At 39.9% G+C, this 14,351-nt stretch carries 9 protein-coding genes, 1 tRNA gene and 2 pseudogenes; 6 read left to right on the top strand and 6 right to left on the bottom strand.

All coding sequences use genetic code 11. The features are described 5' to 3' along the window. Window positions 1-58 precede the first annotated feature (58 nt). Entirely contained in the window at window positions 59-277 is a 219-nt protein-coding gene (locus AC1F2U_RS06105) for an Hfq-related RNA-binding protein (protein ID WP_480260295.1), read from the top strand. A 208-nt stretch (window positions 278-485) separates the two neighbouring features. Here the strand turns inward: AC1F2U_RS06105 and AC1F2U_RS06100 are convergent, their stop codons facing one another. The 5 genes from AC1F2U_RS06100 to AC1F2U_RS06080 all read right to left on the bottom strand — a co-directional run bounded on the left by AC1F2U_RS06100 (window position 486) and on the right by AC1F2U_RS06080 (window position 7,671). After that, a complete protein-coding gene (locus tag AC1F2U_RS06100; protein ID WP_480260294.1) occupies window positions 486-2,270 on the bottom strand; it encodes a diguanylate cyclase domain-containing protein in 1,785 nt (594 codons plus the stop codon). Window positions 2,271-2,838: 568 nt separating this feature from the next. Next, on the bottom strand, window positions 2,839-5,178 hold the full coding sequence (locus tag AC1F2U_RS06095; RefSeq protein WP_480260293.1) for a monovalent cation:proton antiporter family protein: 2,340 nt from the start codon (window positions 5,176-5,178) through the stop codon (window positions 2,839-2,841). Between the two features lie 93 nt (window positions 5,179-5,271). Further along, the gene (locus AC1F2U_RS06090; protein WP_480260292.1) at window positions 5,272-5,730 is read right to left on the bottom strand and encodes a hypothetical protein; all 459 of its coding nucleotides are present in this window, start codon (window positions 5,728-5,730) and stop codon (window positions 5,272-5,274) included. Window positions 5,731-5,787: 57 nt separating this feature from the next. After that, entirely contained in the window at window positions 5,788-6,765 is a 978-nt protein-coding gene (locus AC1F2U_RS06085; RefSeq protein ID WP_480260291.1) for an SDR family NAD(P)-dependent oxidoreductase, read from the bottom strand. Between the two features lie 12 nt (window positions 6,766-6,777). Further along, window positions 6,778-7,671 carry a hypothetical protein gene (locus tag AC1F2U_RS06080; protein ID WP_480260290.1) on the bottom strand — a complete coding sequence of 298 codons (894 nt, stop codon included), beginning with the start codon at window positions 7,669-7,671 and terminating at the stop codon, window positions 6,778-6,780. A gap of 325 nt (window positions 7,672-7,996) precedes the next feature. Here AC1F2U_RS06080 and AC1F2U_RS06075 point away from each other — a divergent pair. From AC1F2U_RS06075 to AC1F2U_RS06055, 5 genes and pseudogenes are all read left to right on the top strand, one after another. Beyond that, a pseudogene (locus tag AC1F2U_RS06075) lies at window positions 7,997-8,227 on the top strand (transposase); the annotation flags it as partial. A 489-nt stretch (window positions 8,228-8,716) separates the two neighbouring features. Then, entirely contained in the window at window positions 8,717-9,661 is a 945-nt protein-coding gene (locus tag AC1F2U_RS06070; protein WP_480260289.1) for a hypothetical protein, read from the top strand. Between the two features lie 760 nt (window positions 9,662-10,421). Then, window positions 10,422-13,007, top strand: coding sequence for a GAF domain-containing protein (locus AC1F2U_RS06065; RefSeq protein WP_480260288.1), 2,586 nt, complete (start codon window positions 10,422-10,424; stop codon window positions 13,005-13,007). A 372-nt stretch (window positions 13,008-13,379) separates the two neighbouring features. Continuing rightward, window positions 13,380-13,559 (top strand): annotated as a pseudogene (locus AC1F2U_RS06060) (transposase); the annotation flags it as partial. Beyond that, window positions 13,546-14,019, top strand: a complete 474-nt coding sequence (locus AC1F2U_RS06055) for a hypothetical protein (RefSeq protein WP_480260287.1) — start codon at window positions 13,546-13,548, stop codon at window positions 14,017-14,019. The pseudogene AC1F2U_RS06060 and the gene AC1F2U_RS06055, both read left to right, overlap by 14 nt. 129 nt (window positions 14,020-14,148) lie before the next feature. Here the strand turns inward: AC1F2U_RS06055 and AC1F2U_RS06050 are convergent. Then, a tRNA-Ala gene (locus AC1F2U_RS06050) sits at window positions 14,149-14,221 on the bottom strand. Window positions 14,222-14,351 lie beyond the last annotated feature (130 nt).

The following is a 14,351-nucleotide window of genomic DNA, read 5'->3' as shown; positions in this document are numbered from 1 at the left end:
TGAATTATCAAGGATTAGTTACTCTTTATTTTGCCTTGTAGGTTCATCTTTACTAAAAATGCTTACCGAATTTGACACCACTTTACCCAGTATTAGACAAGTCCAAAACCTGATTAAACAAACAACGCCAGTTGAGTTAAAGCTGGTGACTCAGGATGTACTCACAGGAAAGGTTGTATGGCAAGATCCACAGTGTATCTGTATTGCAGATGAAAACAGTCAGCAAACCACCGTTTGGAAACAAGCGATCGCCTACATCAAGCCGAAAGTGAGTTAGCAGTGAGGCAGAAACATCACAACCTATCGCTTTATCACTTGCTTCACTCGAATTAAAAATTCAAGCCCACGGCTTAAGCCGTGAGCTTGGAATAAAGATGTCTTGCGCCTCGCATCTGAGAGCAATTCTTTATTTATTGTGGGCTTGTATCCCATAATTAAAGTTGTGTATTTTTAATTTTATATTTTTAATTGTTTCATCATTAGACTTAGACTTTTGCAGCAAAAACCCACCTATTGCGTCCTTGTTCTTTAGCTTTATATAAAGCTTTGTCGGCGGCGTTAATTAAATCTTGAGATGAAGTTTTATCTGTTGGTTTTTGAATTGCAACACCTAAACTGACGGTCACAAAATATTGAAAGTTATTCTTCTTTTTATGAGGAATCTTTAATTCTTGAATAGATTTTTGAATCAACTTAGTTATCTTAATCGCACCTGATTCGTTCGTATTTGGCAAAATTACAACAAATTCTTCACCACCATAACGAGCTAGTAGATCGGTAGGACGCTTTAATACAGATTGTGCTGCACGAGCAACTTGTATTAAGCATTCATCTCCAGCTAGATGTCCATAAGAATCGTTATAATCCTTGAAATAGTCAATATCAAATATAATTAAAGATAAATAATTTTCACTTAGTCTTAGTCGATTCCACTCTTGTTCTAAAAACTGATCGAAACAATGACGATTAGCGATTTGGGTTAGAGCATCTAGCTTACTAAGTTTTTCTAGCTGAGAATTTGCTATTTCTAAAGCATGATTTGCTTGAGCAAGTTGATTTGCTTGAGAGCGGAATTGCTCTAATAATTCAGAATGTTCTAAAGCTACATTAAACTGAGTGGCTAACTGATGGATAAATTGAATTTCTGACTTTTCCCACTCACGCGAACAATGGCACTGATGAACGCATAGTAATCCCCATAGAGTTTTTCCTTTCATTAAAGGTGCAACAATTTGTGCCTTGATTTGAAATTGCTCTAAGAGTTGAATGTGGCAATCCTTTAGCCCAGCTTGATAAATGTCTGATACTACCTGTATACGCCCTTGGTGATAAGCAACTGCATATTTTTCACCAAAACAATGATCCTTTACTTTGATGGCGATCGTAGAATCGTAGTCAGGCAATACATTCTCGGAGACAAATTCACCAGAGGTATAGTTCGATTCCGGATTAAATCGAAAAATACTGACGCGATCGCTACGGAGAGCCTTACGAATTTCTCGTACAGTAGTCTTAAACAAGGTATCTAGATTCAGAGATTCACGAATTTCAGCAACTAAATTAAACAGAATATCCTGCTGTTGATTCGCTTTATACAGTTCTGCTGCTTTTTGTTCTGCTTGAGCCAAAAATTCTGCTTGTTTAACTGCAAATCCTAGCTGCGTTGCAATCTGAGATAGAAACTGAATTTCTAATTTTTTCCATTCATGTGGCTGTGAGTGTTGATAAGCAGCAAGCACTCCCCACAGTTTTTTTCCAACAAAAATTGGTGCAGTTGCATAAGCTCGAATATGGAACTGTTCTAAAATTTCTAAATGGCATTGAGACAAGTCTGCTGCATAGACATCTGAAGCAGCTAAAGTTTCATTATTACGATATCGTCCACCTTGATGTTCTTGTAGATAAGAGTCATTCCAAACTGTATTATTTCCTAATGTCTCTACATCTTCCCATCCAGTCTCTGCAAATTCAAAGTCGCTGACAAATTCTCCACTCCAGTTTTCATAGAAACGATAAACAGCAATCCTCTCGACGCGGAGTAACTTGCAAGTTTCCTTAGTGGTTGTACGAAAAATTGTTTCTAACTCAAGAGAAGCTCGAATTTTACTAATAACTCGGTAAAGTGCCCTTTCTTGTTCTTCTAGCTGCTGAATTTGAACTTGTCGCTCGTAGAGTTGAGTTTCTAAATTAGTAACACTAGGCTGTCCTAAAAGCTTACAGAGTAGATTCGCAAATACTTTCGTAATAATACGTAAACTTGTGTACAACATTATAATTATAGTTTCAGTAATATTTAGAGATTAAAACAGACACTTACAACGCTTATAAAAACATTATTTTTCATAGTTTATAGCTATTATCGCGCAAAGAAGTTTCTCGATCGCTTCTCTCTATCTGGCTTTTGTCGTTAAGTCTTAAAAAGCTTGCTCGTATCGCAAAGGATTTTGGATAAAGCACAGTATATACAGTAATTATCATTATCGCCAAAGTATCTGATAACTGAAGAGATGAGATAAAAAAGTATTGTAAAGATAGAATAAATTTGTCAAAAGTAAAGCTCAATTCTTAGGGAAATTCAATTATTAAACAAGTTAATCAAATTCAGTAGACCGAAAACTTCTGCGATTGATAAAGATCAAGCAGATGACCCCATTAAGTACTTTTCTGTAAGAGAGATTCAAGATTTAGAGTAGTCAAAGCCAAAAGATCGCCAGTCGCCAAGCTTGAAGCGATATTATCCTAGAAGAACATGAAAAAAACGCCCCAAATAGCCAAGTCACTACTATCCCAAAGGGGCGATCGCTATATTGAATCACTTAGCTTGCGGAGTCTTAAAGTTCAATCAGTCACACTATCGACAGGTAGAAAGTCTTTGAGCGCTTCTGCTTCACCAGCTTTCACCATTGGGATAGACAGGGGTACTGAACTAGCGATCGCAAATAACTGTTGTAGTTGACTCAGACCTGTCAAACCACCACATAATAATACTTGGTCGCCAACTCGCAAATCCATGCCGCCATCAGGATAGCGGATAAACTTGCCATCTCGCCGGATCGCCTGTACTTGTACTCCATATTGCTTGGCGATATCTAAATCTGCAAGGGTTTTACCTAGTGTTGACGCGTCTGCATTGACTGTAACCCACTGACAAGCACTATTTTCTCCGGGTACAGCCGCTTGTCCCTTAGCGAATTCTGCCAAAGCCGCCAGTTCTTCATCTGCTCCCACTACCAACAAGCGATCGCCTTCTGCCAATTTGGTTTGATTATTGGGATAATCGATTTCATCGCCGTTAGCGCGGCGAATTGCCATCAAACTCACTCCTGTTAAATAGCGCATATCCGCCTCTTCTATGCTCATGCCAATTAAGGGCGAATTCGATGGTAAAGGATACCAGCGCTGATTTAAATCGCGGGTGGCTTGGCGCAAATCACGAGCCACTTCAGTAGCAGAGCGCTCTGGCCGCAAATCTAAATAATGATCGTTGCGGATTTGCTGCATTTCTCGTTGGACGACAGCTGGCGACAACAAGCCTAAGCCAGTTAATAAATAGGTTGCCATTTCTAAACTGGCTTCAAACTCTGGTTGCACAACTTCCCTGGCTCCCAATTGATACAGCACCTCAATATTTTTATCCTGGGTAGCACGGACAACCAAATCTAATTCTGGGCGCAATTCCAAAGCGCGTTTCAAGCAAAGACGAGTACTTATGGGATCTGGGAGTGCGATCGCCATTCCTTTAGCATGATTCACCCCGGCAGTTTCCAAAACGTGTAAACTGACGCAATTACCATAGACATAAGACACCTTAGCCTCGCGCAACTGCTGAATTCTCCTCTCCGATTGGTCGATTACTACCACAGGTAGGTCGTGTTGCTGCAACAACTTCACCAAATTCTTGCCGACTCGACCATAGCCACAAACTACTACATGGTCTTTGAGAGGCAAATCTTCCGACACATCCCGCACCTCATCTTCTTCTAAGTACGGTTTTAACCAGGGCATTGATTCGGCAAAGTTAAATAAAAATGGCACTAACCGCAGTACAAAAGGAGTCAGCATCAGAGTGACTGCGGTGGTTCCCAAAATTAACAAGTATATTTGTCGGGACACCAGCCCCAAAGACTGCCCTTCACTAGCGAGAACAAAGGAAAATTCCCCAATTTGCGCCAGTCCCAAACCGGCGATTATGGCTGTTTTCAAAGGATAGCGGAACAGTTTCACTAAGGGCGTGATAATCAAAAATTTACCGACGAAAACTATTGCTACCAACCCCAAAATTAATTCCAGGTTGTTCCACAAAAACACTGGGTCAATTAACATCCCAATGGCGGCAAAAAATAAACTGGCAAAGATATCTCGCAGTGGTTCGACATAAGTCAGGGTTTGGTCGGCGTACTCTACCTCAGAAATCATCAAACCCGCGACAAATGCCCCCATTTCAATGGATAGCCCCAAATGCTCTGTCAACAGGGCAATACCTAAACACAGGGCTACAACCCCTAATAAAAATAGTTCTTTGCTTTCAGTACGGGCTAGCAGTTGCAACAAAGGCGGTATCAGCCAAATCCCCGCAGCTACTGCCCCAGCAGCAAATAAAGCAATCGAACCTAGCGCTGTGAGGACGGCGATGCCAATAGTTTCTGCTGGTTGGTTGAGGGCTGGTAAGACTGCTAACATTAGTCCCAGTGCCAAGTCCTGAACTACCAAAATCCCTAGCATCACTTGCCCGTGGGGAGTTTCTGTTTCGTTGCGCTCCATCAAGCACTTAAGGACAACCGCTGTGGAAGACAAGGACAGAATACACCCCAAAAACATCCCCTTCGCAGGTAAAGCTCCCCAGGCCCCGCTTAACCCGCATACTAAAACTGTCACCAAAATCGTCAAAGCAATCTGGAGTCCACCTCCACCAAGAGCGATCGCTTTTACCTTCTTGAGTTCCGCAAAGGAAAATTCCACACCCAAGGCGAATAACAAAAAGGCGACCCCGAACTGTGCCAGAGTCTCTACTTGAATTAGTTCTTTTATCAATCCCAGTCCCGTTGGCCCAATGATTATCCCGCCAATGAGATAACCCAGCAGCACGGGTTGTCGCAAAAGTGCCGCTAATAGTCCGCCACAAGCTGCAACGCCTAGAACTAAAACTAAATCAACAATTAACCGAAAATCTTCTTGCACCAGTTTTAAAAGAACTATTGTGACCTATTAATTCAGGATACAAAGTTTTACGATCTCAAACAGCTTATTTAGTGAAGGGGTGACAAAATTTGCTTATTTTGAAGTGGGTGGACAGTAGGTGAGCAGTAAGGATACATCAAGGTGTTTGAAGGTATTTTGATTCACGAGTATCAAAGGTGGATTCATCCAGTTCAAATACTCGTCAACGGAGTTCAAAGGTGGATTCATCCAGTTCAAATACTCGTCAACGGAGTTCAAAGGTGGATTCATCCAGTTCAAATACTCGTCAACGGAGATCAAAGGTGGATTCATCCAGTTCAAACACTCGTTAACGGAGTTCAAAGGTGGATTCATCCGGTTCAAATACTCGTTAACGGAGATAAAAGGTGGATTCATCCGGTTCAAATACTCGTTAACGGAGATAAAAGGTGGATTCATCCAGTTCAAATACTCGTCAACGGAGATAAAAGGTGGATTCATCCAGTTCAAATACTCGTCAACGGAGATAAAAGGTGGATTCATCCAGTTCAAATACTCGTCAACGGAGTTCAAAGACTTATTATTGCATTATTTAAGACGCATCTCTTCTGGCTCCATGCCCGATGCCCATTAAATTTTAGGCGAACTGAGGGCATTCAATAATAGCAGCGACCACGGCAGTTTAATATCAGGTATGAGCCATGAGTAGTTTCTCAGTAGAGGCAATGCAGCAGGTAGTACAAAACGTAGAGAGCGTAACGATGCAGGCCGATCGCCATTTTCATCTACAAGATTATATTTCTGAGCTAGTTCGGCAACAATCTGCACGCGTCCTGTATGGCGGATTATATTTGGCTCACTAGCAAGTGCAGCGATCGCTCGTCCAGTTAATAAGGGAGTTTCCCAATTGTAGCGATCGCTTAAAAATGAGAAATTATTTTCAGTAGCATTGTTTTGATTCATTTCAGAAGCAAAACGCGAAAAAAGCTCAGTACCAACAATACCCGGCCAAATTGAAACAGAAGTGACGTTATGGGGTTTTAACTCAACAGCCATATTAGCAGCTAGGCGATCGCAAGCTGCTTTGCCAACGCCATAAACTGTATTAAAGAGATAAAACATACTACCCCATGAGGAAATGGTGCAAATGAGTCCAGAGTTACGCTTAGTCATCATTCGGGCTGCAAAAACACTCGCAACATAGTGGCTCCGAAGACCAACGTTGTTACTAGCATCCCAAAGATTAGGTTCAGAATCCCAAAAGGGCTGTCCATGAGCGTCTTTTAATGCCTGAACTCCTGAGTAGGCATTATTTACCAGTAGGTCGAGTTGGCCATTTTGCTCATCTTGAATGCGATCGAAAAGCAAACGCACCTGCTCATCATCGCTGTGGTCTACTTGGACGGGAATGCATACACCACCGACTTCCTCAATGGCTGATTTCGTTTCACTAAGACTCCCTGAAACCCCATCACTGGAGGAGTTGTTGAGGCTGCGACCCGTGATGTATACAGTTGCACCTGCTTCACCAAGGCCAATGGCAATTCCCCTACCAATTCCCCGCGTAGCACCTGTTACTAAAGCCACTTTACCTTCAAGATGTTTCATGAGCGCTCATTTCTAATCTTTTACCGTTAAATATTGATTATTACAATATTCTTTTGTAGCTGTGACTGAAACAACTTCTACTTCTATCGGTTTTTCTTTAGTTCCATCGATCAGAAACTCACTAGCTCCTTCACGAGGTTTTTTCGGATTTCCCCAATCATAGGTGTAACCTAAACCCGTCCAAGGATAATGTTCTTGATTAGCAACTGCATAAGAAGTTGTGTATATCTCTTGCAAAATCGGATAACTAGCAGGAATCGGTATACCAAAAACATTACAACTAGAATCATTAATTTCTGGATCGACACATGGTCTACTTAAATCTTCAGCTTTCACCCACATTTCGACAAAATGCGTCTTATTTGAATTTCTATTTAAAATTAAGCCTAAATACTGCTGTAACCTCAGAGAAAGCATAATATTACCGGGAATATTTATACCGTTACCCTTACAGTTTTGACAAAATTCTTTAACTTGAGGAACGGCTGTTAACCAAGTCCGTGCTTCTATGCTTTTTTTTGTACCTACTTTCCAATCCTCAGTTGGGTTTTTGACATATTTCCAACTCGCCATCAGATATTCAATTTTGCCGTTATTTTCTCTCCACTTTATTTGAGAATTACTTTTTGACAATGACCAAAGATTTTTTATTACTTTATCTTCACTCGGTTTTTTCGCATCCTCAATCGCTGCATCTAACTGCCTTTTCAGAGCGTTATAACTTTCTGGTTTATTTTTCTCCAAATACTCATTGACATTTGGATTGGTTTCTAATTGCGCTACTAAATCCTTTCTGAGGTTTGATGTACTCTGTATGGGAATTTCTCTAGCTAGCAAACTGGAATATCCGACTGCCAAAAATGCACCTGTCAACCCTAAAAATACTTGAGTATTTAATTTTTTCATTAAAATAATCCTGTGGGTTTCCAATAATAGGGTAAATGTTCCAGCCCATGTAATATATGGGTTCAACTCAAAGATTGAATCTGATTTTATATTTATGTTTGGCTGAGATAATATTGTGCTTAATATTTTTAATTAACTCTATCTGTAGAAAAATACATATCTATGAGCTAGTAGTACTCTGTCAAGACTAAATTGATGGATAAGCAAGTTGGTAGTAAGGACTTTAGTCCTTAGAAGCTATTTATAAAGTAAATATAAAGGTGGTGGGTTAAGGGAAATGGCAAAGATAGGATACTTTGAAGACAGTGTATGTACTTAGTAAGCAATGCCTCCAAAAGCTTATTCTACCGACCTTAGCGACTTAGAATGGGAAGGGAAATTCTCGCTCCTTTAATTCCAGCAGCCAAGTCTGGAGGGTATTTTCTCCCAAGGGGAGACGCTTTACGAACACACAACTGATATGCGGGAAGTATGTAATGCCATCTACTACCATTTAAAAACAGGATGCCAATGGAATATGCTTCCTGGAGACTTCCCACCCAGTTCAACAGTTTACTGATACTGGCTCAATCAGTATCATCGTCTCAGCAAGGATTACGAACGTCTTTGTGAAATGAGTAAGCCTACTATATATGTTGTTATGACTGGCATTATGCTACATCGTCTAGCCGCTTAAAGATTTACTGTATAAATGGTCTCTCATTCTCACTATTCCCTAAGATAGATTTTTTTCTCGCAAAACGTAATAAGTAATTTAGGATTTGTATTCAAGTGTGAATAGTGAAAACTATTACAACGAACAAGAAATTACTGTGACTAAAAATCACGAGTTTAATAACTGCCGAATCGATATGATTGATGGCACTTACAATGAGTCAATAAAGGTAGATTGTATGAAAGCACATAGGGATTTTAACCAAATGGATCGTCATTAGACTCAATGTATTTCCATGAACATCACTTTTGATAACTGGAGTAATTTTTTTCTTGTTCTCAATGTTTTTAATTAAATGAACAAATATCCAAATAATTAAAAATTAACGTTATGTCCAACACACCTAATAAACCAGATCCGAATTCCTCTAATACACCAGACTCGAATTCCTCTAATACACCAGATCCGAATTTTTCTAATACACCAGACTCGAATTCTTCTAAGCAAAATAATATTGTTTATAACTTATTTAATAGTGTTTTTCCTAACTCCCCTTATTTTAAGTTTATAAATAGTACATTTTTTGCACATTTTTTAAGTAATCACCCTTTTATTGCCAATTCATTAATTTTTTTGATTGTATGTTTAACTAGTGGAAATTTATATCAAAATTTTATAATCAGTAGAGTTTCCGATTCTACTTACCAAAATAAAATATGTCAAGAGACCACAAAACTGATAGAAGAAGAATTAGAAACCAAGAAAAAATCAGGTAATGTAACTGGTTCTTATAAAGCATTCGAGAATAGTAAGAATGTGAATTTATTACCATTTAGTTGTGAATACTCAATAGAAGATGACAATAAAAATATATCTAAAAGGGAAATTCATTTGAGATATACGCCTGTTTTTAGTGAATATATTAATGAAGAGTATAATAAGAAGAATGCTGATAAAAAAATGGAAATGAACGAAGTATGTAAGCACAGTACTATAGTAGTGCAGATGGAAAAATATGCTAAATATAACTCTCTTTTTGACAAGAGTAAAGGAGATACTATAAAACCAGGAAGGGCTGAGATTTTAACAAACAAACCACATGCTTATCCAGTACATCGATGGGTTTGTCATTTTTCGGTTTCAAAAAAAACCAAAGAAGTTAAACCTTCTTTAGGAGGTGGTAACGATTATATGATAGACCTCAATTTAGAACCATATTGTCGAATAAAAGCTTCTGAAGATAATAATAAGTTTACAGTACCTCACTATCGTGATTATGATAATCCTTATTCTTTCTATTGTACAAATCCTTTTTCGAGTTCTGATTCTGACTGATTTTATGTAAACAAGGGAGCGACTAGACCAAAAACATCGATGCGAAATGTGCTTTTATATAGCAATCCTAAATGAGTCGTGAAAAATATAGATAAGGAAACGAACCGCCATCGCGCAGCGTCTCGTAGAGAAGAACGCCAAGGACGCAAAGGGAAAAAAAAAGAAAAAGATATATAATTTTTACAAATGATTTAGGACTGCTATATGTCTAGTTTTTATTAGGAAATAAGATGCGTTTGCCCTGGTAGTCGGCCACAGGCATCACCACAGACAAATAGAGTGGTTTATTACGGTCCGACCTGTACTAATATTTTTTACTCAGCAGTTTCTTTTTCCGGCTGACATATATGCGACAGGAAGCGATCGCAGTTGAGCCAGAGTTAAGACTATGACCGTATAATTACTTATAAAATTCAGCATTTTTCAGATAAATCAACTATATCCTACGGATACAGCAATGCTCATTAGTGTGCCCTTGCAAAATCTTACAACGCAACACTAACAATCTCTCGCCTGCGGAAAACATTGTTTTCTCGTTTACATGAGGGGTCTAACCCTCCACTTATCGCAGTAGGAAGGGGTTTTGGTCAAGCCATGCTTGTTGGTAATCAGCTTGAGCGTTTATTCACAGGATGACGCTGGCTAAACAAGCGATTAAACTATGGATAATGTCGAGCAATTGTTGCTTTTAACACCACTTACATAAATTTAATCTCATTGTTAAATCTAAAACCTCATCCTGTTATATAAAATACCAGTTATGTCAGCGTATCAAGGAAGTTGTGGGGAGACCACTGATTTGGTTATTGGTGTTCACAACCAAGAAAACCTCGAATTACCAGCAAAATCTGCTCCTGTGGGTGCTCTTGCCACAAGACAAGGAACTTTTTCTACGTTTCTTGCTCCCTTGACTCAGGATACTTTTAAACAGGTCGTTAAGGATGTCGAGCAAAAATTACAAATTGTTCATCAAACCCTATCAATGCTTGATTCTCAAGGGTTTGAAACTATTTTGCAAGAAATGTTGCATTCGATTACCTTGAAAACCGGGGAATTACTGGGGGCAGATCGGACAACGATATTTTTGTTGGATGAAGAAAAACAAGAACTTTGGTCAATTCTAGCTGAGGGCGAGGGCGGTCGCTCTTTAGAAATTCGCATCCCCGCAAATAAAGGCATTGGTGGTGAAGTCGCCACTTTTAAAGAAGTTATCAATATTCCCTTTGATTTTTATAACGATCCGCGATCGCATTTTGCCCAAGAACAAGAAAAGAGAACTGGCTACCGTACCTACACGATGTTAGCTTTGCCACTCTTAAATGAACATGGGCAATTAGTTGCAGTAGTACAATTACTGAATAAATTAAAATCTAAGAATAATCATGATGCTCCACTTGCAGAGCGCATTGATACCAAAGGTTTTACCCGTGCTGACGAACAATTATTTCAAGAATTTGCCCCTTCGATTTGTCTGATTTTAGAGTCCTCGCGCTCTTTTTATGTAGCTACTCAAAAACAAAGAGCAGTAGCGGCGTTAATGAAGGCAATCAAGTCCCTCTCTCAAAGCAGTCTTGACTTAGAAGACACCCTCAAGCGGGTGATGGATGAAGCCAAGGAACTGATGAATGCCGATCGCAGTACACTATGGTTAATAGACCGCGATCGTCATGAATTGTGGACGAAAATCACTCAAGATGATGGTTCAACCAAAGAGTTACGAGTCCCCGTAGGTAAAGGCTTTGCCGGGATAGTCGCGGCTTCTGGCAAGAAACTGAATATTGGCTTTGATTTGTACTACGATCCTGACTCAGAAACAGCCCAAAAACTAGACCAGCAAAATGGCTATCGCACCTGTAGCTTGCTTTGTATGCCAGTATTTAATGCCGATCAACAACTGATTGGTGTTACCCAACTCGTAAATAAAAAGAAATCCGGGGATTTTCCCCCTTATAATCCAGCTGATTGGCCCAAAGCTCCTGACTGCTTCCAAGCTAGCTTTGACCGCAACGATGAAGAGTTCATGGAAGCTTTTAATATTCAAGCGGGAGTCGCGCTGCAAAATGCTCAGTTGTTTGCCACAGTCAAGCAACAAGAACAAATGCAACGGGATATTCTGCGTAGTCTTTCCAATGGCGTGGTTTCCACTGATAAAACTGGGTTAATTATCGCCGCCAATGAAAGCGCTCAACGTTTGCTAGGACTGGGAGTAGATGACCGTTTAGAAGGTAAATTAGTTACTGACGCGATCGCCATCAAAGAAGGCGACTTTAGCAAGTGGTATCAGGATGCTTTACATGCAGTTGACTTAAAAGGTCGCCAGCAATATTACCCCGATCGCACGCTTATCACCACTGGTACAGAACAACATAGTATCAATTTATCGATTAACACAATCGCCGATGCTAGCGACCAAGAGCAAGTCCGGGGGGCGCTGGTGGTGATGGAAGACATCAGTGATGAAAAGCGGCTCAAGAGTACAATGTACCGCTACATGACCCAGGAATTAGCCGAAGAATTGCTGAAATTAGATGACGCTAAACTAGGAGGCGATCGCAAAGAAGTTTCGATTTTATTTTCCGATATTCGCGGCTACACCACATTAACAGAAAACTTGGAAGCAGAAGAAGTGGTGAGTATGCTCAATGAATATTTTGAATCAATGGTGGAGGCAGTTTTTAAACATAAAGGCACTCTTGACAAATATATCGGCGATGCCATCATGGCTGTATTTGGTTCTCCTCTACCATTAGAAGAACACGCTTGGATGGCAGTACAAACATCCTTAGAAATGCGCGATCGCCTACACGAATTTAATCAACGTCGCCATACAGATGATAAGCCCAGAATTAAAATCGGTATTGGCATCAACTCAGATACCGTGATTAGTGGGAATATTGGCTCTAGTAAACGGATGGAATTTACCGCCATTGGTGATGGCGTTAATCTTGGCTCCCGATTAGAAAGTGTTAGTAAACAGTATGGTTGCGATATTATTATTAGCCATAACACTTTTAAACCTTGCCAAGATAATATTTGGGCTAGGGAACTAGATTACATTCGTGTCAAGGGTAGAAACGAACCAGTAGCCATATACGAATTACTGGGTTTGCGTTCCAATCCAATTGAAAGCGAAAAATTGCAAGTGATTGAGCACTATCATAAAGGGCGTGAATATTACCTCCAGCGACAGTTTTCTCGTGCCAGAGCCGAATTTGCTAATGTTTTGGCAGCAGACAGCCAGGACAAAGCTGCTATGTTGCATCTGTTGCGTTGTCAGCATTGGTTACAATCACCCCCAACAGAATCAGATTGGGATGAAGGAGTCTGGACATTTCAGGAAAAATAACCCTACTGACTTTTAGCTTGATCGCTTACGATATGTCATTGCGAGTGGAACAGAGTGGAGCGTCTCTAAGAGTTGCAATCACTTCGGATGCGATTATTTCACTCCGCGATCGCTGCGTTAGTAATGACAAGTATTTAGCCGGATATGATATAAGAGAATGACTAATTAAGTTTAACTTACTCAGACAATATTTTATAACTAGAATGATAGTGAAGCAGATAATATTCAACCTTAAATATCTAAAATAATAGGCTGTTTCAATGGAGTGACTTACTATATTAGAGGCTATTTATAAAGTAAATCTAAAGATGGGAAATTAGAAAAAAGAAGAACGCTACGATACAGTTTAGATAGCGTATTTACGTAGAAAAGATGACTCGAAAGGCTTATTCTACTGACCTGAGTGACTCAGAATGGACAATTCTAGCTCCCTTAATCCCACCAGCGAAATCCGGGGGGCATCCTCGAACCACTGATATTAGAGAAGTATGCAACGCAATATACTACTACTTGAAAACGGGATGTCAATGGGATATGCTTGCCTTGGACTTTTGCCGCATTGCAGTGGTTGACAGGACATGAGGTTTTATTTGAGAAATTGCGGGCAAAACTGCGACCTGGTGGACAGCTTGCTGTACAAATACCAACGATGGATAGTGAGCCAGTGCATCAGATAGCAGTTGAGACTGCACAGGAATTCAGTCCAGAATTAAGAGGATATGTGCGGCGTTTAGAGGTACTTCCTCCAGAAACATACGCCCGAATGCTTTATAAATTGGGGTTTGTCAAGCAGGAAGTCAAGCTTCAAATTTATGGGCATGTGTTGCCCTCACGAGCAGCCGTAGTGGAGTGGTATCGCGGGACATTGCTAACGGCTTATGAGTCCCTACTGGATGTTCAAACCTATGAGAGATTTGTGGAACGCTATCAGCAGAAGCTATTCGAGTTGTTAGAGGATGAGCGCCCGTTCTTTTTTCCCTACAAGCGCATCTTAATGTGGGGGCGTATTTAAGAAACTGAAACTAGTTGTGATTTCAAGCATAATCTTGCTTGATTTGGAAGGGTATTATTGCACAACTTGTCCAAGTTATCCTTCAATTCACACAAAACAAACAGGTTTTGAGTAGCTATGTTTTAATAGTGGAGCTAAGCGGATTCGAACCGCTGACCCCCTCAATGCCATTGAGGTGCGCTACCAACTGCGCTATAACCCCAAAACTACTAGTAGATAAGCTTAAAAAGCCTACTAATTAGTTTGATAAATTGTATTAGCTTTATTATTATGCAAGTTTATGCAATTTAAGTCAAGACAATTATATTAAGTTCTGTGGATGCGATCGTCAT

This window comes from Nostoc sp. LEGE 12454, assembly GCF_056620565.1.
Note: the sequence above shows the minus strand (reverse complement) of the source record. Positions and strands in the feature narration are given on the sequence as shown.

What these genes read in the sequence shown, in the direction of transcription:
- AC1F2U_RS06105 (WP_480260295.1), top strand. Translation starts at nt 59, where the DNA reads ATGCTTACCGAATTTGACACCACTTTACCCAGTATTAGACAAGTCCAA.
- AC1F2U_RS06100 (WP_480260294.1), bottom strand. Translation starts at nt 2,270, where the DNA reads ATGTTGTACACAAGTTTACGTATTATTACGAAAGTATTTGCGAATCTA.
- AC1F2U_RS06085 (WP_480260291.1), bottom strand. Translation starts at nt 6,765, where the DNA reads ATGAAACATCTTGAAGGTAAAGTGGCTTTAGTAACAGGTGCTACGCGG.
- AC1F2U_RS06080 (WP_480260290.1), bottom strand. Translation starts at nt 7,671, where the DNA reads ATGAAAAAATTAAATACTCAAGTATTTTTAGGGTTGACAGGTGCATTT.
- AC1F2U_RS06070 (WP_480260289.1), top strand. Translation starts at nt 8,717, where the DNA reads ATGTCCAACACACCTAATAAACCAGATCCGAATTCCTCTAATACACCA.
- AC1F2U_RS06065 (WP_480260288.1), top strand. Translation starts at nt 10,422, where the DNA reads ATGTCAGCGTATCAAGGAAGTTGTGGGGAGACCACTGATTTGGTTATT.